The organism is Advenella sp. FME57, assembly GCF_014897675.1.
Lineage (GTDB): Bacteria > Pseudomonadota > Gammaproteobacteria > Burkholderiales > Burkholderiaceae_B > Advenella.
This window is the reverse complement of sequence record NZ_JABUXU010000013.1, coordinates 14,185-38,319: the sequence shown is the minus strand read 5'-3', so window position 1 is coordinate 38,319 and position 24,135 is coordinate 14,185. Positions and strand designations below refer to the sequence as shown.

The following is a 24,135-nucleotide window of genomic DNA, read 5'->3' as shown; positions in this document are numbered from 1 at the left end:
TCTCCTGTATAGCTGATTTTTGCATCAGTCGAAAATGGCGTTGTAATGGCAGATCCGCAAAAATACAACCGGATATGCCAGCCGTAATATCAAATTGCCTTGAGTTGCCTCAAGCCTCGGATTTGTGCTTCAGTCAGTCCGAGTTTTTCCATCAAGATATGATCTGTATGCTCGCCCAGCAGGGGTGGCCGTCCCATGACCGGGTTGTCGTATCCTGTGAATTTAAACGGTACGGCAATCCCTTCAAACTCACCCACTTGGGGGTGGGCAAAACGCTGCACCAGCTCCCGGCTTGCCACATGGGCGTCGGCAAAAATCTCATCGACCGATAGAATCGGGCCGGCCGGCACACCACGTTCGTCGCACAACTGGCAAAGCCGGTCACGATCCAGCTTGCCAATGGCCTGCTGCAACCCCTGCATGACTTCGCTGCGCCGTCGCACCCGCTCGGCATTCTTTGCCAGCACGGCGTCTGCCGCCCATTTATCCAGTCCGAGCAGCTCGCACAGGGGTATCCAGTGCTGGTCGCTGCCGGTGATCTGCACCCACCTGCCATCGGCACATTCGAAGGCAGCAGAAGGCACCCGCCCGGGATGTTCGGTGCCCAGCCGGGCCGGCACTTCGCCCAGCGAAAAATAACGGGCGGCAGCCAGTGATAGTAAGCCAACCTGCCCGTCGAACATGGAAAAATCCACATGGCAGCCATGACCCGTTCGGTCTTTGCCGACCATGGCAGTCAGAATCGCAATCACAATCCATAGCCCCGAAGTCAGGTCAGCGACCGGCAAGCCGGGTTTGACAGGACCGCCACCACGCTCTCCGGTCAGGCTCATGATGCCGCCCATCGCCTGAAAAACCGTGTCATAGCCCTTGCGCGGCGCATACGGTCCTGTCATGCCAAAGCCGGTGCACGACACATAGACGATGTCCTCGTTCTGCTCCTTGATGGCATCGTAGTGCAGATTGTATTTTTTCAGGGTATCGACCGGAAAATTTTCCAGGAACACATCGGCCTCGCGCGCCAGTTCCCTGATTATTTTCTGTCCCTCTTGCGATCGCAGATTGACGGTCATCGATTGCTTGCTGCGGTTAAATGCAAAAAAGTAGGCTGATTCGCTGCCATGCTCCCCTGTCACGCGCGGCTCGAAATGACGCGTTTCGTCACCGGTGACCGGCTGTTCCACTTTGATTACCTGCGCGCCCATTTCAGCAAGAATCATAGAGGCAAACGGGCATGCCAGTACTCGTGACAGATCGAGTATTTTCAGCCCTTCCAGTGGTCGCATGCTATTTGCCTTCATGGTTTGCCGAACCCGCGCATCATGACGTTCGCATCACGGCCCACAGCCAGTGCCTCTTCAAGGGCCAGGTCTGCCGCGCGATAGAATGTGCGTTTGGTCGTCGCCATCGCCACAGGACTCCAACTGGCCAGTTTCTCGGCAAAGATCCGGGCCTCGCCCAGTACGTCTGCGGCCGGGCAGACTCGATTGACCAGATCAAGTTCAAAGGCACGCTGACCGCTCACTGGTTCGGCCATCGCCACCAGTTCGAAGGCTCTTTTCTGCCCCAGCTGTCGCACCAGATTGGCCAGCACTACTGCAGCAACAATTCCGTGCTTCAGTTCAGGGTAGCCAAAACGGGCATCTTCAGCCATCACGACCAGATCACAGGCAAGCGCCAGCCCAGCGCCGCCGCCCAGCGCGTTGCCATGCACGGCAGCAATAATCGGCTTGGCAATTTTTGAAAATGACAAATGCAATGCCGTTGTCAGATCCGCACGGTCCAGCACCTGCTCTGATGCGGCCGGCGTCAGACTGCTGAACTCTGTCGTGTCAGCTCCCGCACAGAAAGACTTGCCGTTGCCATGCACGATAATCGCCCTGACCTGGGGATCACGCTCTGCATCCTTGAGGGCATCGAGCAGCGCCTGGGTCAGCGCCGTATTCAGGGCATTGTGTTTTTCAGGCCGGTTCAGACTGATGGTCAGAACATTGTTTTCAATTTCAGTCAGCAAGACAGACATGCTATTTCCTTCCGTTCGTAAAATTCATATTCCACTTCATAGTGCACTTCATATTTCACTCAGGGCGCGCCGGGCGTCATTCAGTTCAGCCACCAGTTGCTGCATAAGCTGGCTGACCGGCACAATGCTGTCTACCAGCCCGGCCGATTGGCCAAGCTCCACTTTGCCCCATGCCACATCGCCTTCCAGCGCGGCCTGCCTGAGCGTGCTTTTTCGAAATTGGGCTTCGTATTCCTGTTTGTCGCAGGCCGATAAATCGATCTGCTGCATATGCGCAGCGAAATCATTGCGAATCATTCTGACCGGCAACCCCTTGCGACCGACCAGATCAGTGCCATCCACGCCCGTTGCCAGCGCCACGGACTTGTAAGCATCATGGACACTGGCCTCCTCTGTCATCAGAAAGCGGGTTCCCAGTTGCACGGCATCGGCACCCAGTGCAAGCATGGCGGCAATGCCATAACCGTCGGCGACACCGCCGCCGCCCACGATCGGCAGCGCAAAATCCCGGGCGGCCTTGCGCACGATAACCAGCGAACTCACTTCATTGGCTGGCGGATGCCCACCAGCCTCGGCGCCCACCACGGCCAGGGCGTCAACACCCGCGGCTGCGGCCTTGCCTGCATGCTCCAGCGTGGACACCACATGGACCCACTTTGTCCCGATCTCCCGAAAACGGGCAAGGTGGGCTTTAGGTCCGCCCTGCGATGCAAAAATGACGGGAACCCGAAATTCATAGGCCATGTCCAGAAAAGCCTCGGCCCCAGGCCGGTACAGCGGGATATTGACCGCAAAGGGTTTATCGGTGCCGGCGCGCACCGCTTGCAGCACCTTGCGAAAATCCTGCTCATACATCGGTCCGGCAGCAATCATGCCAAGCCCACCCGCATTGGAGACCGCTATCGGCAACGCAGCGCTGGACGATGCCCAGCTCATGCCAGCCTGGATAATCGGATATTCAATATTCAATATTTGGGTAATACGGGTTTTCATGCAGTGTCGACCTGAGAACAATGAGTAGAAAAGAATAGGTGTTGCCTGATATTTGCCGCCAGACCAGACGGCAGTCTCAGCTAGAATCGATGACAAACTAGTTGAATTTTTCAACCATTAAGCAAATCGTAAACCATATAGTTTCTTTATTCAACTATTTTTGTTGATTTTTTTTATCATATCCCGCATGATTCAGTACATTGGAAACATAAAGACGATGATCACCATGAAGCAACCTGAAAACATCAAAGAACTGTTTTCGTATCGCCTGAACCGATTGGCATTTTTAAGCAGCACGCTGGCCGAATCTATCAACCAGGATCTGTTCGGCCTGGACAAGCAGAGCTGGCGCTTTATCGGCCTGCTGGCCGCCTTTGCCCCCATGTCATTGAAAACACTGGCAAAGGAAGCAAACATTGACAAAAGCCGCGCCAGCAAAGCGGTGGCCAGTTTGTCAGAGCGCGGCCTTATCCAGCGTAAAAGCAGTGACAGCGACGGTCGCAGCATCCAGCTGTCGCTTTCGGAAGAAGGAGAAAAGCTCTATGCCAGCGCGTTTCCCATCGCCCTGCGCAGGAACAATGAAATTCTGGACGTACTGACGCCACAGGAAAAGGAGCAGTTTGACGTGATCGTAGACAAGCTGATCTTTCGCACAAAAATTCTGATGGATCTGCATCCAGGTCGCAAAAAGGACAACACCGAGGCGCCGGCCCGTAAGCCGTAAGCGCAAAGCAGGTAGCAGGAAGGCGTCGGTTTTTTTGTGCTGTACACAGGGCAATGCGCTTGCCGCCCCTTCCCCCGCACACGCGTCGAGCCTGCCCTTTGTCGGGCACAGGGCAAAACGGCACGATCTCATCGCTGAAGTTCCCCCAAACGTGATATAGTTTCATTAATCAACCATATAAGGTTGCCATTGATAACTATATATTTGTTCGGGAGGAATGACAATCGTGAAACCGTCAGCATTTTTGCCTGCAGGGTCGGGCCCCGGTCAATTCCCATGAATAAAGAGACACCACACCAGTTACCGCTGGCGGGCGTACGCATTCTGGACCTGACCTCAGCCGTTGTCGGACCCTATGCCACACAGACGCTGGCGGACTACGGAGCAGACGTCATCAAGCTGGAGCAGCAATCGGGCGACATCATACGCTGGATCTCCGGGCATTCCCCCACCCCCGGCATGTCGGGCAAGTTCATGCACATGAACCGTAACAAACGCAGCATTTGCGTGAACCTCAAAACAGAACGGGGCAAGTCTGCGTTCATGAAACTTGCCGCCCAGTCGCATATTGTCATCCATAATATGCGAACAGACGCCATGGCCCGGCTGGGCATTTCGTTCAGTGCGCTAAGTAGCGTCAATCCCGATCTGATTTATTGCAACATCGTCGGCTTCGGCAGCCAGGGGCGCTATGCCAACCGTCCTGCCTATGATTCCATCTTGCAGGGCGCGACGGCACTGGCATCCCTGTTTGCTCAGAATGGCAAGGAGCCGCGCTATGTGCCTTATGTGGTGGTGGACAGAACGGCTGCGCTCATGGTGGCCAATGCCATTGTGGTCGCACTCTATGCACAAACCCGGGATCCCGGTCCACGGGAGATTGAAGTTCCGATGTTTGAAAGTTATGCCACGCTGGTGCTCAGCGAGCATCTGTACGGTGAATCTTTTGACCCCCCGATCTCGTCCAGCGGCGACAAGCGTTTGCTTGATGAAAACGCTCGCCCGGTCAAAACCAGTGATGGCTATATCTGTATCACGACCAATACCGATGCCCAGGTACTGGCCCTGTTCGATGCAATGGGCAGACCGCAGCTCAAGTGCGACTCGCGCTTTAACCGGGCCATCAACAGAATTGATCACATTTCCGAGTTTTTTTCACTGCGTGCGCAAGAAATGGCCAAGCGTAGTACGCAATACTGGCTGGAGCGGCTCACGCAGTACGACATCCCCTGCATGCCTTGCCATACCATTTCTTCCCTGCTGTCGGATCCGCATATTGCTGATGTGGGCCTGGTTCAAAAGCAGCAGCATCCCACGCAGGGAACGATACGACATCTCAATGTGCCAGTCCGCATGACCGGTTTTTCGCCGACGCTGCGCCATCATGCCCCGCATATTGGCCAGCACACAAGGCAGATTCTGGCCGAGGCCGGCTTTGGCGAAGACGCCATCTTGAGCATGCTGCAGGCTGGCGAAGCCTACCAAAGCGATTCACACGGCAGCGCCGCCGGCAGTTAAACGCGTCGCAAGGCATCGCTTAAGCCCGGCGCGACCTTATATCTGCGCTGACACGTTCGCGATAAGTGAAACCGATGCCGTGGAGCCGATATCGTCTCACTGATATCGATAACGCCGGGCGGCCAACAGCCTGGAGCCACCCGGCTACCGGCATTATGCATTCGCCGTTGTTGCATAAATCAATAGCAACGCTGGCCCCGCGTTTGAACATCGCCAGAGCATACCGGCAGTTACTCGGGCTTGGCGCCTGACATTTTCACCAGTTCGGCGTAACGCGTTATTTCAGATTGAATGAATGCGCCAAACTCGGCTGATGTGTTGTCTCCTTCTACAACCTGCGCGCCCATGCCTTCGAGCTGGGCGCGGGTTTGGGGATCTTTGATCGCGTTATTGATCGCTTTATTCAAGGTATCGACGACATCTGCCGGAGTGCCCTTTGGAGCAACAATGCCATACCAGGCTGAGGCCACCATATCCTTGATGCCTGCTTCTTCAAACGTGGGCACGTCGGGCAAAAACGCGATGCGTTTTTTCGATGCCACGGCCAGCGCATTCAGGTTCCCACCCTTGACCTGCGCCATAGAGCCTGTATCAATCATGAAATCAAGCTGCTTGCCCAGCAAATCGCTCACCGCCGGGCCGCTACCCTTGTAGGGAATATGCGTAAAGCTGGCGCCCGTGATGTGTTGCAGCAGCGACGTGGCAAGGTGCTGGGATGAGCCCACGCCGGCAGATCCATAATTGAGCTCTCCCGGCTTTTCTTTGGCAAATTTGAGCAGATCGCCCACTGAAGCAAAGCGCGAGTCCTTGGGTACTTCAAGCACATTTGGAATATTGGCCACAAATGCAACCGGGGCAAAGTCCTTTTGCGCATCAAAACCCAGCCGCTTGTATAAATGCGGGTTGGCCGCATTGGTCGAACTGGTGGCCACCAACAGCGAATAGCCGTCCGCTTTCTCACGCACAAATGCGCTTGTACCGATATTACCGCCGGCGCCCGCCTTGTTTTCCACGACCACTGTCTGCTTCAACTGAGCCGCCAGCCCTTTGGCCAGGATACGACCCAGCACATCGGTTGCTCCGCCTGGCGACCAGGGCACGACCAGCTTGATCGCGTGTTCCGGAAAGGCCTCAGCATGGGCCGTTGCCGGCGCAGCGATTGACAGTAGCGCACCGGCTAAGGCAGGCACATACAGACGTCTGAGTTTCTTGCTTGTTTTCATAAATGATCTCCTTGATTGGGTGGCAGTCAGCCACGATTCGATGTCAGGTGCGCGGCCTATTGCGGCCAGGCGATGACTAATAACCTTTATGGATGCAAATGCAGCCATAATTGAATTTGAAAAAAAATAATATTGATTGATAATAATGATTCTTTTCGGGAATCAATTTGTCTCCCACTGCATTTGGCCGCAACGAAACATGTTGTGTCCATACAATCCAATCCTAAAGTCGCGATGCTTACATTCAAACAGATCGAAGCCCTCTACTGGGTGGTGCAGCTTGGCAGTTTTGCCAACGCGGCCCAACGCCTGAATACAACCCAATCTGCCATTACCAAGCGCATCCAGGAGCTGGAATCGGATTTCGACGTCAACATTTTTGATCGCAGCGGCCACAAGGCAACCCTGACACCCAAAGGCCAGGAAATGGTTGAACTGGCTTCCGAGCTGCTGACGCAGCGCGATGTGATGCTCATGAAACTCAAGGGCCATCACACGTTCTCAGGCATATTGCGTCTGGGCATTACCGAAATCACGGCAATGACCTGGCTGCCCGATCTGATTGCGCAATTGCGCATCCTCTTTCCCAAATTGACGGTCAGTCCCAAAACAGGAATGGCAGCCGAGCTGCAGCAGAACCTGCTCAAAGGTCAGCTGGATATGGCCTTTTTGCACAATGAATTCAAATCCCCATTGCTGGAACAGTATCCCCTGGACTACGTTCACTTCGCCTGGGTAGGCAGCCCCAGCATTATCACAAGTGACCGGGTCTACACGCCGCAGGAAATTTCCGAAATGTCACTGATTCGACAGGACATGGAATCGGGCCTCAATTCCCTGTATGACGATTGGCTGCAACCCTATACAGCAGAGCAAAACCTGTTTACGATCAACAGCTTGCTGGCCATGGCAGGACTGACGGTCGCCGGTTTCGGCATCAGTTGCCTGCCCATCGACTATTTCTATCCACTGGTCACCAGCCGCAAGCTGGCCATTCTGAAGACCACTAAAGCCCCGCCCAAATCCCTTTACTGCGCCATGTATGCTAAAAATGCCAACGCCATGCTCTACAAAGAAGTTGCCATGCTGGCCAAGGACGTCTGCAATTTCGGCATTCCTTACGGCAGCGGCATCAATGCCTGATATCGGCCAAAAATTTGCGGGCGCGCTCGGTCCGGGCCCGGCTAAAGAACTCGGCCGGCGGCGCCTGTTCGACAATAGCGCCGGCGTCCATGAACCAGACAGTGTCGGCTACATCCCGCGCAAAATTCATTTCGTGCGTCACGCAAATCATTGTCATCCCTTCCGTTGCCAGCGACTTCATCACCAGTAAAACCTCGTTGACCATCTCGGGGTCCAGCGCGCTGGTGGGCTCGTCAAACAGCATGATCTTCGGATTCATGGCCAGCGCACGAGCAATGGCGACCCGTTGCTGCTGTCCGCCTGACAGCTGCCCGGGAAAGGCGTCGGCTTTATGGCCAAGGCCCACCCGCTCCAGCAGCGACATGGCCTTATCGCGCGCCGCCGCTTTATTGCTGCGCTTCAATATCACCGGCGCCATCATCAGGTTATCGCGCACGCTCATATGGGGAAACAGATTGAACTGCTGGAACACAAACCCGATATGGCTGCGCAGCTCGTCTATTGATTTGCAGGCGTTAACGTCCTGCTCATCCACAATAATGGAACCGGCCTGTATCGGCTCAAGCCGATTGACGGTGCGAATCAGCGTGGACTTGCCTGAACCGGACGGGCCACACACCACCAGCACTTCGCCCTGGGACACCTTTGCGGTCACGTCGCACAAGGCCTGGTACTGGCCGTACCACTTGGACACATTGTTAAACTGAATCATGCGAAACTCCTATCCCTCAAATGCAATACGGCTGTGTTCAATGCGCGTCTCAACCACTTTGACCAGCCCTACCAGAATCAGATTGAGAAAAAAGTAAGTCAATGCCAGCAAGCCGAATACTTCAAACGGACGGGTCAGCAATATATTATTGATCTGGGTGGCGGCAAAGGTCAGTTCATGCACGCTGATCACAAACCCCAAAGACGTCTCTTTCACCGTTGAAATAAACTGGCTCAGAATGCTGGGTATCGTATTGAACAGCGCCTGCGGCAAAATGACTTTGCGCATCGTCTGAAAATAACTCAGGCCCAGCGAGCGCCCCGCTTCCAGCTGTCCGGCAGGCAAGGCCTGAATGCCACTGCGTACAATCTCGGAAATGTACGCGCTCTCATAGAAAACGAGCGCCACCACCATGGTCGTCGTACCGGCAACCGGGCGATTGATAATCACAGGCACCATGAAGTATGCCCAGAATATAAACATAATCAACGGCAGGCCGCGCACCACATAAACGACGGCTGTGGCAGGCCAGTACAAAATACGCACTGAACCAATCCGGCACAACGCCAGCAAAATACCCAAAGGGAAAGAGAAAACCAGGCTGAGCACGGCCAATACGATGGTTGCAGCCAGCCCGCCCAGCGGCCCCTGTGGATATTGGCCAACCAGCAGCAACAACCAGTTATCGGAAAGTATTTCAAACATGCTGTGTCCTAAGACCGTTTTTCACTGAAGGCGGCCTTTCTGGACAGACTCGCACCGATAAACATCAGGCATAGCGAAATAACCAGATAGATCACAGTTACTATTAAATAAATCTCAAACGTCTTGAATGTTGCCGACTCGATCTCACGACCGGCGCCCGTCAGCTCGATCAGACCTATTGCCATTGCAAGACTGGTGTTTTTGAACAGCAACAGGGTCTGGTTGGTGAGCGTGGGAATGGAGACAACAAATGCCTGCGGCAAAATCACTTTGCGCATCGATTGCAGATAATTCAAACCCAGGGTTCTGGCCGCTTCCATCTGCCCTGTCGGTATCGACCGGATCGCGCTGCGCAAATCCTCTGTCACGTAGGCGGCAGTGACCAGGCCGATGGCAACCGTCGAATAGAAGAACTCGCCGCCTATTACATTGATTGCATCGTTGATCGCCTCGGGCACAATCGAGGCCACGCCAAAGTACCAAAACAGGATATGAACCAGCATGGGCACGTTACGGTGAAAGGCAACATACACGGCAATCAGGTAATTGATAACCCGGATATTGAGCGTACGCACGACGGTCAGGACACTGCCAAGGCCAAAAGCAATCAGCCAGGCCAGCAGGGTCATCTTCAACGTCGTCAGTACGCCCTGTAGCACAAGCCACGGATACTGGCCGCCAAGCAGCGATGCGAAATCCAATGTGTAGTTCATATACCGGCTACCTGCGCCCTAGCCTTTGATCTCTTCCATCTTGAATACCCGCTTGGTATGGAACTGGGTCTGGGGTCCGAACCAGCGATCGAATATCTGTTGGGCTTTCCCGGATTGCTCAAGGCCGGCCATCGTTTCATTAATCTTGCCAAGTAGCGCCTTTTCCCCTTTTTTGACGCCAAGGCCCCATGGCTCGGTAAAAAGCGGATCTTCGATCATGGTCAGTTTGACCGGGGTTTTCTGTGCCCCTTGTTCAAACTTCAGAAGCATCAGCTCGGATCCGACGAAACCATCCACTTTTTTCTGCTGAAGTGCAACAAACGCCGTAGGCGGGTCTTTGAACGTCACCGTGGTGACATCCGGGATCAGGCGTTTTGCGCCCGCCTCCGAAGATGAACCGCTTACAGCGCTCACGCGCTTGCCCGCCAGATCAGCATTTTTTTTCAGTTTGTCGGCATCAGCCTGACGGATCAGTATCTTCTGCGGGCTGACATAATCGGCATAACTGTAGTCAATTTGCTTGGCCCGATCCACAGACCAGCCCAGATTGGCGGCGACCACGTCCACACGGCCTGCTGCCAGTTCGGGAATGCGTGCGGCCACCGAAATCATTTTGACCTCGAGTTTGACGCCGATACTGTCAGCGATTTCCTTGCACAGATCCACTTCATAGCCAACCACCTGGCGCGTCTTTTGGTCCTGAAAACTGAATGGTTCAGACGTGCCAAGCGTGCCGCATACCAGCGTGCCCCGCTCCTTGATCGTATCGAGCGCGTCGGCCTGCGCAACATTGGCGCATGCCATCACAATGGGCAATATGGTCAATAGGTTTTTCAATTTCATGATGACTTTCCTGGAAAATTTCATTGTTAGACAAGTTGTCTGCAAGCAGATGCAATCTTTTCACACCCTTCTCTGATGATAGCCAAATCAGTAGCAAAGCTGATCCTTATAAACCCCGGCGCTCCATAGGCTGTGCCGTCAAGCACCGCCACACCGGCATGGTCCAGCAGGTAATGCACAACATCCAAATCCGTAGCCAGGGTCTTGCCATCAGGCGTATATTTGCCCAGCAGCCCCTTGACACTCGGAAATACGTAAAATGCGCCTTGCGGAACCGTGCATGTCATGCCCTCGATCGCATTGAGCAAAGGCACAATCACGTCACGGCGTTCACGAAAAATGCGGCAGGCCTCTCGCACGCAAGCCTGGTCCTGCGTCAGCGCCGCCACTGCAGCGCGCTGGCTGGGTTCACTGGCGCAAGAGGTCGTCTGCGATATCAGGGTCGTCATCGCCTTGATCAGAGCCGCAGGACCTGCGGCATAACCGATACGCCAGCCGGTCATGGCATACGCCTTGGAAACACCATTGACCACCAAGGTACGCGCCCTGAGGGGTTCACTGTATGTGGCCAGTGATACATACACGTCGTCATAGCTGAAGTGTTCGTATATCTCGTCAATCATCAGATTAACTTGCGGATGACGTTCCAGCACTGCCGCAATTTCGCGAAACTGCGTTGCGGTATACATGGACCCTGACGGATTATTCGGACTATTTAACAACAGCCACTTGGTTTTTTCGGTAATGGCCCGTTCCAGCTCTGCTGCCGACATTTTGAATCCTGATTCGGCAGTGCTGGCGAGCATGACCGGCGTGCCGCCATTGAGCGTGACCATGTCGGGGTAAGATACCCAGAATGGTGTCGGAATAATGACCTCGTCGCCGTCGTTCAATGTTGCAGCCAGCGCCGTATAGATCAACTGCTTGGCGCCGGTACCCACAATGAGCTGATCGGTCGCGTAGCGAAGGCCGTTTTCGCGTTCGAACTTTTGCGCAACGGCCTGCAGCAATTCGGGAACACCGGCAGATGCCGTGTATTTGGTCGCGCCGTGCCGAATCGCCTGCACCGCGGCTGTGGCGATATGCTCCGGCGTCGCAAGGTCAGGCTCCCCGATCGTAAAGTCAACAATATCTTTACCGGCGGCCCTGAGCGCATCTACTTTCTTTTTCGCAGCCATGCTCGGCGAGGCCTTGATGCGCTGCATCCGCTGCGCCAGCAACTCGTTCGGGCTTGTCATCAATGTAGTCATCTCAGGACAGTCCTTTGGCCGCAAGCAGCGGGTGCAACCAGCTTTGCTCTTTAGCGCCTGACGCAATTTCATTCATGATTGTTTCTTCTTTATCGGCATGCGTCCTGGCCGCAGCGATCAGCGCCTGGGCCTGCCCGGCAGGAAAACAGACAATACCATCTTCATCGGCAACAACCACATCGCCCGGCGCGATCACCTGCCCGCCGATACTGACCGGCACATTGATCTGGCCCGGGCCTTCTTTGTATGGTCCGCGGTGCACATTGCCCCGGGCATAGCACGGGAAGCTGTCATTCTCAAAAGCGGCCACATCGCGAATGGCGCCGTTGACGATAATGCCGGCACATCCGCGTTGCTGCAGATATTTCTTCATGATCTCGCCAATGCAGGCATTGCTCACATCGCCCGCTGCGTCTATGACCAATACATGACCGGGCTCAAGCAGGGTCATTGCCTTGTAAATATACAGATTGTCGCCCGCACGCGTTTTAACGGTAACGGCGGTCCCAACCAGCTTTCCGGTCCGGTTGTAGCGTTTGAGTCCGACAACGCCTACCTGTCGATGCAGATTATCACTCAGATGCGGGGTGACGATCTGCTGCAAGGCAGCGGCAATGCCCGGTTCAAGTACGGGGCTGGACGGATTGATCTCGATAGAAAGGTCTTGCTGTGTCATCTTGTTTACTCCTTGATGACAGCATCATGCCCAGTCCGTCTTTTTTCTTAAAGGGAATTTAATGCGTGATCGTTAATTCCAAAAAGGAATATATACACCACTGTTGGCCTTTTGCGTGCAGCATGAGGACTATATTTTGTGACATTTCAAAAGGTTAACCTGCTGGCAAGATCGGCAGCTCGCGGCAAACCCGACGCCCCAATCTGGTGCAAAAACACCATGCCGCTACGCCGCCCTAGGGAAAATCCTAGGCTCGGATCGTCTCTTTCAAATGCGTGATCAGCGCCTGCGCCGCGACCGACTGCACCCGGTCGCGCGCCTGCACAAGGCAAATCATGCGGTGTGGTATCTCCAGTTCCAGCGGAATAATGGCAATGGCCGGCTTCGTATAAAGAAACAGCGACAGGCCTGGCACAATTGAAATACCCATGTTGTTGGCCACCAGACCGGCCACCGTCGACAAATTGGACACTTCCATATGGGTGATGAGTTTTTCAGGATAGAACGAGGCATCCAGATGTTGCCGAATACTGGTGCTGCGCACGAACTGAATCACAGGATGCGCCAGCATATCTTGCTGGCGCAGCTTTTTCCTCGCGGCCAGCGGATGATCGGCTGAACATACCACATAGAACGAGTCGGAGCATAAGGGCTGACTGATCAACTCCGGATGGTGTTCACCGACGAAGGTCACGGCAAAATCAGCCTTGCGCGTCTTGACCAGATTCAGGCACTCATCGGCCGTCACATCAACAAAGGCTACCGACACGCCCGGGTAGACGCGGTTAAATTGCGCCACCGCCGGAATCAGACTGCCCACAGCAACCGACGGCAACACAGCCACCGTCACGTGACCCGCCTTCTTGGACACATGCCGGCGCAATTCACTTAGCGCGTGCTCGAAGTCATCCAGCAGTTTGTCAGCGAACGCGTCAAACAGCAACCCTTCGGGCGTGAGCATGACGTTGCGCGTATTGCGTTCGAACAACTTGGCGCCCACCTGTTCTTCCAGATTCTGGATAAGCACGCTCAGCGCAGGCTGCGTCAGATGGCACTGGCTGGCGGCCTTGGTAAAGTTTTTTTCGGTTGCCAGCGCCTTGAAGGCTTTCAGGTGTTTAGTGGAAAGATTCACAAATGTAACGGGTAGCCCGGTAGTTGATTCGGTGGCGCCAACGGCAGCCACCCCGACAACTGCTATCGTACTTCAACACCAGCCTTGGCGACGATATCTACCCACTTTTCGGTTTCGGCTTTCTGAAAGCTAGCCAGTTCTTCCGGCGTACTGGCATCGGCTTCAATACCCTGGAGCTGAAGATTTTTCACTATTTTCGGATCGCTCAAGATTTTGACGAACGCCTGATTCAGTGTCTTAATCACCTCATCAGGGGTGCCGGCAGGTGCATACGAGGCAAACCAGGCCACCATTTCATACCCTTTGACGCCGGTTTCGGCCAATGTCGGCAAGTCCGGTGCAATATCGGTACGCTTGCTGGTCGAGACGGCCAGCGCACGCAGCTTGCCGTCACGCGCCAAAGGCAGCGTGGTTGCCGCATCTGCAATCATCATCTGAATCTGTCCGCCTACAGTGTCCACCACAGCCTGCGGATTACTTTTGTAATCAACATTGCTGATCCTGGTTCCGGTCAGGATTTTGAACAATTCCCCGCCGATTCTCGCAGAGGTGCTGCCACTGCCGAAAAACACTTTATCGGGATTTTGCTTCAGGTGCTCAATAAATTCCGGTACCGTTTTGGATGGAATGCTTTTCGGGTTCACCACCAGCACCAGCGGAATATTGCCCAATTTTGAGATCGGGGCAAAATCCTTGACCGGGTCATACGGCAATTTCTTGAACAGTGCCGAGTTGCTGGCATGCGTGGTATTGGAGGTCACAAAGATGCGATAGCCGTCTGGCTTGGCGCGGGCGATGTCCTGCGCAGCAATAAAACCACTGGCCCCGCCCTTGTTTTCCACCACCACCGTCTGCCCCACCTGTTTTGACACTTCCTCTGCCAGCACCCTGGCCAGCTTGTCGGTCCCGCTGCCCGCGCCAAACGGCACCACAAAGGTGATTGGCCTTTCGGGATAGGCCGCCATGGCGCTGCCGGCGGCCAGTGTCATGGCGGCAAGCGATAAGATGATTTTGGATTTGAAATTATTCATTGTCATTGACTGTCTCCTTTTTTAAGTTCCGATCTGTATCGACATATCAAGCAGTCGGAACGAATTTGATTTACCATGTTTATCCAGATTCAGGCTGGTGTTCACCCCCCCTTCGAGCACATTATCAATAACGAAATTCAATGCCTTCAGGTTGGGTAACTCGTAGCGCACAACTTGCGTTGCGCCGCGATGGGCAAACCATGCCTTGACTTTGTCCGCACTTACCTGCTCCAGCAATAGCGGCCAGTCCACCGGGTCATACGGAATCAGACTGATGTTCAGACGGTTGCCCTTGTCTCCCGCCCTTGCATGTGCAATCTCATGCAGCTTTATCCACTTGCTCATCGTGATTCTCCTGCAACATAACGCCAGCTTTCCTGCACCAGGTCGCGGGGGATCAGGTACGACACCGTGCGCACACTGCTTTTAACACTGGTTCGTACACCCCCGCCGCCGGCCGGCCCGCAACAGTACAGCGCATTGACCTCATGCATCATTCGTTCTACTGTCGCTTTGTCCGGCGCATTGACGGCCAGCCGCAAGCGCACGTCGGTAATCTGATCAAGCGGCAAACTGTCACGCAGCGCTGCTGTATCCGAATCCAGTACGCTAACCAGCCCAAGCAGGTCACGGCGAAAGCGGCACGGCTCCTTCAGCCGCTTTGCTCGCTCGCCCAGTATGTCAGCCGCCAGTTTTGCGCGTTCCCCTGCATTGGGGCCTGCATAGGAAATCTCTCCTTCGCCGAACCAGTCACCCATGAACGAGACAGTCGCCTTGAGCGTGTCCGGCCGGGGTGCACCGCGGGCGCCGGTGACCACCACCTGATCGGGTGCAATCTGATGAATCTGCACCTGGGAAATATCAAGAATGACGTCTGGCGTCATATAGCACGCAGGGTCATGGATTTCATACAGCATCTGCTCTTTCACTGTCATCAGATTGACCGTGCCGCCCGTATGATCAGCCTTGCCTATAATAATCCGGCCGTCTTCAAAAACCTGCGCAATGGGAAAGCCGACATTGGCCAGATCCGGCACGTCCTTGTAGCCCGGATCGGCAAAATAACCACCCGTGACCTGCGAGCCGCATTCGAGCAGGTGCCCGGCCAGTGTTGCTGCAGCCAACCGGTCCCAATCGTCCCAGCCCCAATTGAAATGCGCCATGGCAGGCCCCAGAGTGAGCGCAGGATCGGCCACTCTGCCGGTAATCACAATCTGCGCGCCATCGGCCAGCGCGTCTGCAATGCCTCTGGCGCCCAGATAGACATTGGCCGCTATCGGATCGCCGGCGCCGGCTGCCAGTTCACGATCCCCTTCCCAAATTTGCAGACTGGAGATATCCACCTTCGCAAGGATATCGTCGCCTTCGACAACGGCAATTTTCAAGCCAGCCAGATTCTGTTCGACGGCTAGTGCATCAATGGCCTTGGCCGCTGCAACGGGATTGGCTGCCCCGAAATTGCTGACAATGGGAATATGGTGGGCGATGCAATCATTCAGAATGGGCGCCAGCACGTCCTGCAACAACGGCTCGTAGCCGTGCTCCGGATTCTGGTTTTTGGCTAACTGCCCCAGTGCCAGCGTGCGCTCGGCCAGCATCTCGAAGATAAGCACAGCGGGCTGCCGGCGCGCAATCAATGTCTTGACAACTGCCTGGGCAGCATCAATGCGGTCCCCGGAAAACCCGGCGCCGCAGCCAATGAGCAGACTTTGCATCTATCCTCCCTGATGACTAGTAAAATGTCCTTGAATTCATTCTATTGAATTTCAATTGAAAAATTAAATTAATTATTTTGATCAATTGATAAATAAATAGTATTAATAGAATGCGGCGGCATGACCATAATCTGTCTTCAAATTGTCATATCAGGGTTCACCTCCTGTATACTTTTCAAAAGACTTCTTCTGAAAAAGCGACTGATTGGGATTGATGATGCATCCATTTGTTGAAGGTGGCCTGCAGAACGTCTGGCTAAGCAATGGTTATCGGATAAAGGAAACCAGAAATGGCAGGAGCATCGTCGTCCATAATCCCCAGGGACTCAAAAGAACCATTTGCAGCGCACTCTGCGTAAAAAGCGTGCCGCTTTCCGGCGCCGAATTTCGCTATCTGTGCAGGGAACTGCAAATCACTTCCGCTGTGCTTTGCAAGCGGCTGGCACTCACTGAATCACAATTGCAAGAATGGGAATCCGCCAGGCAGGTTCCCAGACATGCCGACACCTTTATTCGCATTATGTATGCCGTACATTTGGACCGCCCGGAACGGGTGCAACGCCTTGACGAGCGCTCGGTGGCGAGAAATCAGAACGTGTATTTCCTGCTGCGCCATACAGACCGGGGCTGGGTCCTGCAAGAAACGCTGGAGCCACCAGCTGCCGTCACGTCAATCACACAGGCAGGAGGACAGGATCCGACGCTGGCCACGGACCGGGACTCCCTGGCCTGACAACAGCTCTGCACACAATCTGACAAACAACAAGGCCACTGGGCATACAGCCCGTGGCCTTGTTGTCCTTATGACCGGATCAAGCTGTCAGGCCAATGTCCGCAACGTTGGTTCCCGCTTCCACTGGCGTGTTTTTGCCAGTTTGATAAACGCCTTGATGTCCTCCGGCGCGACCACCCCCGCATCGGGCTTGATACCGGCCGCTTCCAGAATCTTGTGCGTTCCCTTGCACGCAGCAATGGCTTTCAAATGCCCAAAGGCATCGCGGAACCAGTCTACGGCGGCCGCCTCATGCACCAGCTTTTCCGCTTCGGCCATAGGCAGAATACTGACCACCCCATCGAACACGATCGATGGTGTACCCGCCAGTTGCCCGTCGGCTGTCACGTAGGTGCCATCCTTGAGCGTCACACCGCGTTTTTGCGCAACCAGTTTCACTGCCGCGCCGGCCTTGTCCAGCGCGCTCTTCATCGCGTTGATACTCTCATTGTTGGAGCCGTCGGCAATCAATATCCCGATGGTTCGCCCTTCCAGCGTATCTTTCATTCGATCAATAAGACGCAAGGCAGGAGACAAATCCAGGTCCTGAACAGGCACCACCGGCTTGACCGCCACCGGCAAAGCTTTGAGGCCCAGCCCATCTGCAACGCGTTTGGCCAGGCTCTGGTCTATCGTGCGCAACTGGCTCACGACTGCCAGGCGCACATGCTCGGTCTCGACCTTGGATAGTTCGAAAACCAGTGCCGAAGCCAGATGCGCCTGCTCCACGTCGGACTGACTACGATAGAACATCCGCGCCTGACTGTAATGATCGGCAAAGCTTTCCGCACGAATACGGGATTTGGCGCCTTCTGTCGGCACTGCAGCGCTGTGAAAGCCCGTTTTCAAACTGGCACGCGTGGCATTCGGATCCAGGCTTTGCGGATCGTATGCGGTTCTTCCCTTTTGCGCCTGCATCTGCATATGCCCGTCGCGCTGCGTATTTTGGAACGGGCACTTAGGGGCATTGACCGGAATCTGGGCAAAATTGGGTCCTCCAAGCCGCGACAACTGTGTATCCAGATAGGAGAACAGCCTGCCCTGCAGCAACGGATCTTCGGAAAAATCGATTCCGGGTACGATATTGGCCGGACAGAATGCCACCTGCTCGGTTTCGGCGAAAAAGTTATCCGGCCAGCGATTCAACACCATCCGGCCAATGATTTTCAGCGGCACCAGTTCTTCTGGAATCAGTTTGGTCGAATCCAGGTGATCAAACGGGAAGGTATCGGCCTCTTGCTCGGTAAACAGCTGCACTCCCAGCTCCCACTCTGGAAAGCTGCCATTCTGAATGGCTTCGAAAAAATCGCGGCGATGAAAATCGGGATCTGCGCCAGCCAGCTTGACGGCTTCGTCCCACACCGTGGACTGCAACCCGAGTTTAGGACGCCAGTGGAACTTGACGAAGGTGCTTTGACCGTCCTTGTTCACCAGCCGGAAGCTGTGAATGCCAAAGCCTTCGATCATACGAAGAGAACGCGGAATCGCACGATCGCTCATGGCCCACATGATCATATGCATGGACTCGGGCATGAGCGAGATAAAATCCCAGAACGTATCATGCGCGCTGGCCGCCTGTGGAAAGCCACGATCCGGTTCCATTTTCACCGCGTGAACCAGATCCGGAAATTTCATGGCGTCCTGTATGAAAAACACAGGGATGTTATTGCCAACCAGGTCCCAGTTGCCTTCCTGTGTGTAGAACTTGACCGCAAAACCGCGCACATCCCGAGGCGTATCTACCGAGCCACTCCCCCCGGCCACAGTGGAGATTCGACAGAATACGGGCGTCTGCACGCTCTTTTCCGTCAAAATTCTCGCCGTCGTATATTTGGACAGAGATTGGGTCAATTCAAAGAAGCCGTGTACGCCGGTGCCGCGTGCATGAACGATACGCTCAGGAATACGTTCGTGGTCAAAATGCGTGATCTTTTCCCGAAGCATAAAATCTTCGAGCAAAGTCGGGCCGCGTGGTCCTGCCCGCAAAGAATTCTGATTGTCACTGATGGTCAGACCCTGCTGGGTTGTCATGACCGGATGCGTGCCGCCGGCCTGTTGTTGTAATTCTCCGGCATTGCCAACTTCGTCTTTGGCCCCTTGTGCGGGGCGTGAAACCGATTTTTTCGAACTTGACTTCATTAGTATCTCCTTAAAACAGGACTTGAATAATGATCAGTTGAAACGGAATACGAAAAATATGACGCTATCTGGGATAGCAAGTGGAAGGGAGCGTAACCAGTATGCCACATTCTGCATCGAACGGCATGATCGATCCCATGGAAAATAACGTAACCACGCGTGTCACGCTCGCCAGCCAATTGCCCAGTAAAGGCCATTTCCATCTCGTCGTCGCGTGCATCGCTCAAGTCAGGTTATTTCAATAATCATCATCCCAAATCAGTTTGCTTCTCTGGCCCTATTGCATAACGCGATCGACGGACCTGACCTGCAGGATCAAGTGGGCGAAATGCGCTTTCAGCGCAGTTTTCTCAGAAATGCCAGAAAGTCCTGGTCATTGGCATAGGCGACATTGATTCTTAAGGCCGGTTTTTGACTGAGCTTTTTCTCCGGATAAAAAACGGTACCCGGGGCCAGGAAAATCCCTTCTTCTGCCGCCTTGCGAGCCACCTGGATATCGTCCAGACGAGCCGGCAACTCGAGCCACATGTAATATGTGCCCTCAGACTGATAAGGAACATGAAATCCCAATTCCGAAAAATTGTTCAACGCCTGGGCTCCCGCCTGTTCGACCACTGGCCTGAGCCGTCGCAAGTGCTTCAGATATTGTCCGTTGGCAATCAGACTGTAAAGCCATCGCTCCAGATAATCGGATGATGTGACAACGGTAAGCATCTTAATATTACAAAGAGAATCAATTAGCGCATGTTTGCCTGCGATGTAACCTACCCGAAAACTGGCCGACAGCGTCTTGGAATAGGTACCTATATACAAGATCCGATCCAACTGGTCCAGGCCCGCCATACGCGGCATACCAGGTGGCAACAAGTCTGCAAACGCATCATTCTCGACAACCCTGAAATCGTATTTTTCGGCCAGCTTGAGTACCTGATATTGTGCGGCCAAACTTGCACAGCCGCCTGTAGGGTTGTGGCCCAATGTTTGCGTGAAAAACAGCTTTGCACGGTGCAGCCTGGCCTTGTCTTCCAGATCTTCTGTATCGGGGCCCGTGTCACCGCGCCTGACGCCAATCATTTTAATTTTGTACAGTTTGAGCTTGGCAAATAAAGGATAATACCCGGGACTATCGACAAAAACAGTATCCCCCGGAGAGAGAAACTGTTTGATAATCAAGTCCATCGCGTGGTTAGCGCCGTAAGTGAGCAGCACCTGGTCTGCCGACGCCTGAATAGATCTCTCAATAAGATTTTGCGCGATCGCCTCACGCAGTGGCTCGAAACCCATGGGATTGCCGTAACCATATTTATTATCATTCGGTATTTTGAGCCGCATATCAAAATCGAACTGGCTCATCCATGACGACGGAGGCCTGCCATCTCCGACACGAACACGATAGGTCTGGTTCAACTGTTCGCGCAGCAGCGATATTGCATCAACCGCTTCCGCTATATGCGTGGAGCTGCTTTTATTTTGCTTTTTGCTTAACGTACTGACATAGTAACCGGATCCTGGCCTGGCCGTGATATGCCCCAATGAAACGAGTCTGTCATAGACATCGATCATGGTATTTTTCGACACATTGAAGTATTCACGAGCAACTCTGATAGACATCAACTTCTGTCCGCTTTTCAGATTCCCATTCTGTATGGCAAGAAGCATGTGCTCGACAATACTGTTGACTTTACTCATGATTGTCCCGATGTATGGTGCTGCGCACAACAAGTGTGCCCCTACACATTCAGGTACAGTATCCACTACTTTCGAAGAAACTGTACCTTGCTTAATTTCAAATAACTTAGCATCATAGCGTACAAGCGAATTAATATATATTTTTTAACCGTACCCACTACTGTACCTATATATTCTAAAAAATCAAGGAGACATGAATGAAAATCCTACGCCGCGATCTACTTAAAAAACTGGCCTCGGGGACCGTTGCGGGCATCGGCGTCCTGGGCATGCCTGCCGTAGCGCGGGCCCAGGAAATAGTGAAGTGGAAGATGCAATCGTTATGGGACGGGGGTACCACACCGCAAAAGTTTGAAGAAATATTCGTCAAACGTGTTGCAGAATTGACTGACAACAAATTCCAGATTCAACTTTACTCGGCGGGTCAGCTTGTTCCTGCCAACCAGGCATTTGATGCCGTGCGCGGTGGCGCCTTCCAAATGATGAAAACATTCGACGGCTATGAGGCTGGAAAAATTCCTGGCCTGGCCTTTACCAGTACGGTCCCTTTCGGCTTTCCCGAACCAGACCAGTACGAAGCCTGGTTCTACGAAAAAGACGGGCTGGCCCTGGCCCGCGAAGCCTATATGCCTGCGGGTTTATATTATATCGCCCCCACCGTATACGGGCCAGAACCCATACATTCACGCGTCCCGATCAAATCGCTCGCAGATCTGAAAAATAAAAAGGGACGATTCGTCGGACTGGCCTCCACTGTCATGGGAGCCCTTGGCGTGTCCGTCACGACACTGGCAACGAACGAAGTCTATTCCGCTTTGGATAAGGGAGTGATCGATTTAGCCGACCGAGGCGATCTGACAGCCAACCTGGAAGCCGGCCTGGCCGAAGTAGCCAAGTACATTATCATGCCTGGCCCGCATCAGCCTACAACAGCGACAAGTTATGTGGCCAATCGCGGCGCATACGAGAAACTGTCCGCATCAAATAAAGCGGCCCTGGCAACCGCTGCCCGGGAAATTTCCGGCGCCTTGCGTCAGCATATTCTTGTGGCTGACACCCTGGCATTGAAGGCTTTCCAAAGCAAAGGCGTAGAAGTCGCATCGCTGAGTGCGGACGAACTGGCGCAAGGCCGAGTACAGGCGGTAAAAGCGTGGGAGTCTGCGACCAAAGGCAACCCCCTGGCCAAAAAAATGATGGACAGCCAAATTGCATTTATGAAAGATCTTGGGCTGCTATCTTAAACATTCAACTGACATAGACGCTATCTGCAACATTGTTTTTTTGGATCTATTCCATGCCTGCTATCGTGTCCGCCTATATTTTGGGTATTACCCGTATTAATAAATTCTTTTTCAATATTGCATCATCGCTTATTTTCCTGATCGTCTTTTCTATGTTGTACGAAGTGGTCAGCAGATATGTGTTCCATGCCCCTACAACATGGGGCATGGAGCTGGCAACACTGCTGTTTGGCCCCTACTTTCTGCTTGGCGGGGCCTATTTGCTGCACCTGCGTGGCCATGTCAATCTTGATTTGCTCAAGAACAAATTGTCGCCACAGAATCGGCGGCTCCTCGATTTATTCAGTTTCTTGATCATTATTGTGTTCAGCATCATCATGTTTTCCTATTCATTCTCGCCCGCGCTGCAGGCATGGGAGTATAAGGAAACATCGTTTTCCGCCTGGAATCCGCCAGTCTGGCCAGTCAAGTTTGCCATACCCATATCGGTTTTATTACTGGGGCTTCAAAGTTTTGCAGAAATGCTGACCGTTCTGTACAGAGAACAGGATCAACAGCCATGAATGCGAACATTATTCTGGTCATCATGTTTGCCGGGTTAACGCTGTTCATGCTCACCGGCTTGCCGATTGCCTTCGTGCTTGGCGGCTTGTCACTTCTCATTACGGTGACCCTCTGGGATCCGAATGCAGTGGTGATCATGGTACTGCAGATTTTCGACACCATGCGCTCCGAAGCGTTATTGGGCATCCCTCTGTATATCTTCATGGCAGCAATTTTACAGCGCACCGGCGTTATTGAAGAACTGTACGGTGTCATGGAGATCTGGTTCGGCCGCTTACGGGGCGGGCTCGCCATTGGCACAGTCCTTATCTGCGTGTTAATGGCCGCGATGACTGGTGTTGTCGGCGCAGCAGTCACAGCAATGGGGCTGCTGGCCATGCCAGAGATGCTCAAGCGGGGATATGACCCAAAACTGGTTACTGGCACGATATGCGCGTCCGGCACACTTGGCATTCTGATTCCACCATCCATTCTGACCATTGTATATGCCGTCACTGCCCAGGTATCGATCGGCAAGATGCTCATTGCCGGCATTGTGCCGGGAATAATTCTCGCTACTTTCTACATCCTGTACATTCTTTACGTTGCCTATGCGCATCCTGAACGCATTCCCCAGTCCCGGCGCGAACGCGTCCCCTTTTTGACCAAGCTGCGAAGTGTAAAAGGCGTTATTTTTCCCATTATCCTTGTGATAATGATACTGGGCTCAATATTTTTCGGCGTCGCCACCCCAACCGAAGCTGCTGCGGTCGGCGTTGCCGGCGCATTCATCATCGGGATGCTGAAACGCAAACTGGACTATTCCGGCGTTCGTCACGCAACGTTCGAAACAGCGAAAGCCACCACAATGATCCTGTGGATTACCATTGGCGCAAAAGCCTATGTCTCTGTTTTTACGGGCCTGGGCGGCGCCGATACACTGCTGAATCTGATCCGCGACATGCAGGTTCATCCCTACGTCATATTGGCTGCGATGATGTTGATTCTTATTTTTCTGGGGACAGTCCTGGACGAAATCGGAATCATCCTGCTTACGGTGCCGGTCTTTTTGCCTATCGTCAAACTACTCGGGTTTGATGAAATTTGGTTTGGCGTGTTGTACGCCATCACGATACAGACAGGTTATATCAGCCCCCCTTTCGGATACACCCTGTTTTATATTAAGGGGCCGTTACCCGCGCATCTGGGTATGGGGACGGTATACAAGGGCGTTCTGCCGTTCATGATATTACAAATATGCGCGCTGGCATTTTGCGTAGCCTTCCCAGATCTTGTTACCTGGCTTCCGTCCTTGATGGACAGACGTTGATTTTTAATTTTTCAAACGGA

23 protein-coding genes are annotated in these 24,135 nt (G+C 53.6%); 7 read left to right on the top strand and 16 right to left on the bottom strand.

Annotation, left to right across the window (positions count from 1 at the left end; translation table 11 throughout):
• Positions 1 to 89: 89 nt before the first annotated feature.
• Genes INT32_RS15330 through INT32_RS15320 form a run of 3 tightly spaced genes read right to left on the bottom strand, consistent with a single transcriptional unit; the run spans position 90 to position 3,016 of the window.
• Positions 90 to 1,286 carry a CaiB/BaiF CoA-transferase family protein gene (locus INT32_RS15330; protein ID WP_193089585.1) on the bottom strand — a complete coding sequence of 399 codons (1,197 nt, stop codon included), beginning with the start codon at positions 1,284 to 1,286 and terminating at the stop codon, positions 90 to 92.
• An 11-nt stretch (positions 1,287 to 1,297) separates the two neighbouring features.
• Positions 1,298 to 2,023: an enoyl-CoA hydratase/isomerase family protein gene (locus INT32_RS15325; protein WP_193089584.1), complete on the bottom strand. Its 726-nt coding sequence runs from the start codon at positions 2,021 to 2,023 to the stop codon at positions 1,298 to 1,300.
• Positions 2,024 to 2,071: 48 nt separating this feature from the next.
• Positions 2,072 to 3,016, bottom strand: coding sequence for a nitronate monooxygenase family protein (locus tag INT32_RS15320; RefSeq protein WP_193089583.1), 945 nt, complete (start codon positions 3,014 to 3,016; stop codon positions 2,072 to 2,074).
• A 226-nt stretch (positions 3,017 to 3,242) separates the two neighbouring features.
• Between INT32_RS15320 and INT32_RS15315 the strand changes: the two genes are divergently transcribed.
• Both INT32_RS15315 and INT32_RS15310 read left to right on the top strand, forming a co-directional pair.
• Positions 3,243 to 3,740: a MarR family winged helix-turn-helix transcriptional regulator gene (locus INT32_RS15315; RefSeq protein ID WP_193089582.1), complete on the top strand. Its 498-nt coding sequence runs from the start codon at positions 3,243 to 3,245 to the stop codon at positions 3,738 to 3,740.
• Between the two features lie 276 nt (positions 3,741 to 4,016).
• On the top strand, positions 4,017 to 5,258 hold the full coding sequence (locus INT32_RS15310) for a CaiB/BaiF CoA-transferase family protein (protein ID WP_193089581.1): 1,242 nt from the start codon (positions 4,017 to 4,019) through the stop codon (positions 5,256 to 5,258).
• Between the two features lie 230 nt (positions 5,259 to 5,488).
• Here INT32_RS15310 and INT32_RS15305 read toward each other — a convergent pair whose 3' ends face one another.
• Complete coding sequence (locus INT32_RS15305; protein ID WP_226817110.1) at positions 5,489 to 6,481, bottom strand: tripartite tricarboxylate transporter substrate binding protein; 993 nt, start codon at positions 6,479 to 6,481, stop codon at positions 5,489 to 5,491.
• A gap of 204 nt (positions 6,482 to 6,685) precedes the next feature.
• Here INT32_RS15305 and INT32_RS15300 point away from each other — a divergent pair, with 204 nt between their 5' ends.
• Positions 6,686 to 7,624 (top strand): LysR family transcriptional regulator, encoded by a 939-nt coding sequence (locus INT32_RS15300; protein WP_370540244.1) that lies wholly within the window; start codon positions 6,686 to 6,688, stop codon positions 7,622 to 7,624.
• Here the strand turns inward: INT32_RS15300 and INT32_RS15295 are convergent.
• From INT32_RS15295 to INT32_RS15250, 10 genes are all read right to left on the bottom strand, one after another.
• Positions 7,614 to 8,336: an amino acid ABC transporter ATP-binding protein gene (locus tag INT32_RS15295; protein WP_193089580.1), complete on the bottom strand. Its 723-nt coding sequence runs from the start codon at positions 8,334 to 8,336 to the stop codon at positions 7,614 to 7,616. The genes INT32_RS15300 and INT32_RS15295 overlap by 11 nt on opposite strands.
• Before the next feature lie 9 nt (positions 8,337 to 8,345).
• A complete protein-coding gene (locus INT32_RS15290) occupies positions 8,346 to 9,041 on the bottom strand; it encodes an amino acid ABC transporter permease (RefSeq protein WP_193089579.1) in 696 nt (231 codons plus the stop codon).
• 8 nt (positions 9,042 to 9,049) lie between these two features.
• The gene (locus tag INT32_RS15285) at positions 9,050 to 9,754 is read right to left on the bottom strand and encodes an amino acid ABC transporter permease (protein WP_193089578.1); all 705 of its coding nucleotides are present in this window, start codon (positions 9,752 to 9,754) and stop codon (positions 9,050 to 9,052) included.
• 18 nt (positions 9,755 to 9,772) lie between these two features.
• Positions 9,773 to 10,597 (bottom strand): ABC transporter substrate-binding protein, encoded by an 825-nt coding sequence (locus tag INT32_RS15280; protein WP_193089577.1) that lies wholly within the window; start codon positions 10,595 to 10,597, stop codon positions 9,773 to 9,775.
• A gap of 26 nt (positions 10,598 to 10,623) precedes the next feature.
• Positions 10,624 to 11,847: a pyridoxal phosphate-dependent aminotransferase gene (locus INT32_RS15275; protein ID WP_193089576.1), complete on the bottom strand. Its 1,224-nt coding sequence runs from the start codon at positions 11,845 to 11,847 to the stop codon at positions 10,624 to 10,626.
• Position 11,848: 1 nt separating this feature from the next.
• Positions 11,849 to 12,523 (bottom strand): RraA family protein, encoded by a 675-nt coding sequence (locus INT32_RS15270; RefSeq protein WP_193089575.1) that lies wholly within the window; start codon positions 12,521 to 12,523, stop codon positions 11,849 to 11,851.
• A gap of 247 nt (positions 12,524 to 12,770) precedes the next feature.
• Positions 12,771 to 13,655, bottom strand: coding sequence for a LysR family transcriptional regulator (locus tag INT32_RS15265; protein ID WP_370540243.1), 885 nt, complete (start codon positions 13,653 to 13,655; stop codon positions 12,771 to 12,773).
• A 62-nt stretch (positions 13,656 to 13,717) separates the two neighbouring features.
• The gene (locus INT32_RS15260) at positions 13,718 to 14,692 is read right to left on the bottom strand and encodes a Bug family tripartite tricarboxylate transporter substrate binding protein (protein ID WP_370540242.1); all 975 of its coding nucleotides are present in this window, start codon (positions 14,690 to 14,692) and stop codon (positions 13,718 to 13,720) included.
• A gap of 15 nt (positions 14,693 to 14,707) precedes the next feature.
• The gene (locus INT32_RS15255; RefSeq protein ID WP_193089573.1) at positions 14,708 to 15,031 is read right to left on the bottom strand and encodes a hypothetical protein; all 324 of its coding nucleotides are present in this window, start codon (positions 15,029 to 15,031) and stop codon (positions 14,708 to 14,710) included.
• A complete protein-coding gene (locus INT32_RS15250) occupies positions 15,028 to 16,401 on the bottom strand; it encodes an acyclic terpene utilization AtuA family protein (RefSeq protein ID WP_193089572.1) in 1,374 nt (457 codons plus the stop codon). Before INT32_RS15250 ends, INT32_RS15255 begins: the two co-directional genes overlap by 4 nt.
• A 214-nt stretch (positions 16,402 to 16,615) precedes the next feature.
• Here INT32_RS15250 and INT32_RS15245 point away from each other — a divergent pair, with 214 nt between their 5' ends.
• On the top strand, positions 16,616 to 17,134 hold the full coding sequence (locus tag INT32_RS15245) for a hypothetical protein (RefSeq protein WP_193089571.1): 519 nt from the start codon (positions 16,616 to 16,618) through the stop codon (positions 17,132 to 17,134).
• A gap of 87 nt (positions 17,135 to 17,221) precedes the next feature.
• Here the strand turns inward: INT32_RS15245 and INT32_RS15240 are convergent, their stop codons facing one another.
• Together INT32_RS15240 and INT32_RS15235 are read right to left on the bottom strand one after the other, a co-directional pair.
• Positions 17,222 to 19,312: a catalase gene (locus tag INT32_RS15240; protein WP_193089570.1), complete on the bottom strand. Its 2,091-nt coding sequence runs from the start codon at positions 19,310 to 19,312 to the stop codon at positions 17,222 to 17,224.
• Positions 19,313 to 19,648: 336 nt separating this feature from the next.
• Positions 19,649 to 21,001 (bottom strand): PLP-dependent aminotransferase family protein, encoded by a 1,353-nt coding sequence (locus tag INT32_RS15235; RefSeq protein WP_193089569.1) that lies wholly within the window; start codon positions 20,999 to 21,001, stop codon positions 19,649 to 19,651.
• A gap of 197 nt (positions 21,002 to 21,198) precedes the next feature.
• On the opposite strand from INT32_RS15235, the gene dctP reads away from it, so the two are divergent.
• The 3 genes from dctP to INT32_RS15220 are packed head-to-tail and all read left to right on the top strand — an operon-like array spanning position 21,199 to position 24,115.
• A complete protein-coding gene (gene dctP, locus INT32_RS15230) occupies positions 21,199 to 22,242 on the top strand; it encodes a TRAP transporter substrate-binding protein DctP (RefSeq protein ID WP_193089568.1) in 1,044 nt (347 codons plus the stop codon).
• A gap of 53 nt (positions 22,243 to 22,295) precedes the next feature.
• Complete coding sequence (locus tag INT32_RS15225) at positions 22,296 to 22,805, top strand: TRAP transporter small permease subunit (RefSeq protein WP_193089567.1); 510 nt, start codon at positions 22,296 to 22,298, stop codon at positions 22,803 to 22,805.
• Positions 22,802 to 24,115 (top strand): TRAP transporter large permease subunit, encoded by a 1,314-nt coding sequence (locus tag INT32_RS15220; protein ID WP_193089566.1) that lies wholly within the window; start codon positions 22,802 to 22,804, stop codon positions 24,113 to 24,115. Before INT32_RS15225 ends, INT32_RS15220 begins: the two co-directional genes overlap by 4 nt.
• Positions 24,116 to 24,135 lie beyond the last annotated feature (20 nt).

What these genes read in the sequence shown, in the direction of transcription:
- INT32_RS15310 (WP_193089581.1), top strand. Translation starts at nt 4,017, where the DNA reads ATGAATAAAGAGACACCACACCAGTTACCGCTGGCGGGCGTACGCATT.
- INT32_RS15320 (WP_193089583.1), bottom strand. Translation starts at nt 3,016, where the DNA reads ATGAAAACCCGTATTACCCAAATATTGAATATTGAATATCCGATTATC.
- INT32_RS15225 (WP_193089567.1), top strand. Translation starts at nt 22,296, where the DNA reads ATGCCTGCTATCGTGTCCGCCTATATTTTGGGTATTACCCGTATTAAT.
- dctP (WP_193089568.1), top strand. Translation starts at nt 21,199, where the DNA reads ATGAAAATCCTACGCCGCGATCTACTTAAAAAACTGGCCTCGGGGACC.
- INT32_RS15240 (WP_193089570.1), bottom strand. Translation starts at nt 19,312, where the DNA reads ATGAAGTCAAGTTCGAAAAAATCGGTTTCACGCCCCGCACAAGGGGCC.
- INT32_RS15295 (WP_193089580.1), bottom strand. Translation starts at nt 8,336, where the DNA reads ATGATTCAGTTTAACAATGTGTCCAAGTGGTACGGCCAGTACCAGGCC.
- INT32_RS15290 (WP_193089579.1), bottom strand. Translation starts at nt 9,041, where the DNA reads ATGTTTGAAATACTTTCCGATAACTGGTTGTTGCTGCTGGTTGGCCAA.
- INT32_RS15330 (WP_193089585.1), bottom strand. Translation starts at nt 1,286, where the DNA reads ATGCGACCACTGGAAGGGCTGAAAATACTCGATCTGTCACGAGTACTG.
- INT32_RS15235 (WP_193089569.1), bottom strand. Translation starts at nt 21,001, where the DNA reads ATGAGTAAAGTCAACAGTATTGTCGAGCACATGCTTCTTGCCATACAG.
- INT32_RS15280 (WP_193089577.1), bottom strand. Translation starts at nt 10,597, where the DNA reads ATGAAATTGAAAAACCTATTGACCATATTGCCCATTGTGATGGCATGC.
- INT32_RS15285 (WP_193089578.1), bottom strand. Translation starts at nt 9,754, where the DNA reads ATGAACTACACATTGGATTTCGCATCGCTGCTTGGCGGCCAGTATCCG.
- INT32_RS15305 (WP_226817110.1), bottom strand. Translation starts at nt 6,481, where the DNA reads ATGAAAACAAGCAAGAAACTCAGACGTCTGTATGTGCCTGCCTTAGCC.
- INT32_RS15255 (WP_193089573.1), bottom strand. Translation starts at nt 15,031, where the DNA reads ATGAGCAAGTGGATAAAGCTGCATGAGATTGCACATGCAAGGGCGGGA.
- INT32_RS15245 (WP_193089571.1), top strand. Translation starts at nt 16,616, where the DNA reads ATGATGCATCCATTTGTTGAAGGTGGCCTGCAGAACGTCTGGCTAAGC.
- INT32_RS15325 (WP_193089584.1), bottom strand. Translation starts at nt 2,023, where the DNA reads ATGTCTGTCTTGCTGACTGAAATTGAAAACAATGTTCTGACCATCAGT.
- INT32_RS15220 (WP_193089566.1), top strand. Translation starts at nt 22,802, where the DNA reads ATGAATGCGAACATTATTCTGGTCATCATGTTTGCCGGGTTAACGCTG.
- INT32_RS15315 (WP_193089582.1), top strand. Translation starts at nt 3,243, where the DNA reads ATGAAGCAACCTGAAAACATCAAAGAACTGTTTTCGTATCGCCTGAAC.
- INT32_RS15270 (WP_193089575.1), bottom strand. Translation starts at nt 12,523, where the DNA reads ATGACACAGCAAGACCTTTCTATCGAGATCAATCCGTCCAGCCCCGTA.
- INT32_RS15250 (WP_193089572.1), bottom strand. Translation starts at nt 16,401, where the DNA reads ATGCAAAGTCTGCTCATTGGCTGCGGCGCCGGGTTTTCCGGGGACCGC.
- INT32_RS15260 (WP_370540242.1), bottom strand. Translation starts at nt 14,692, where the DNA reads ATGACAATGAATAATTTCAAATCCAAAATCATCTTATCGCTTGCCGCC.
- INT32_RS15275 (WP_193089576.1), bottom strand. Translation starts at nt 11,847, where the DNA reads ATGACTACATTGATGACAAGCCCGAACGAGTTGCTGGCGCAGCGGATG.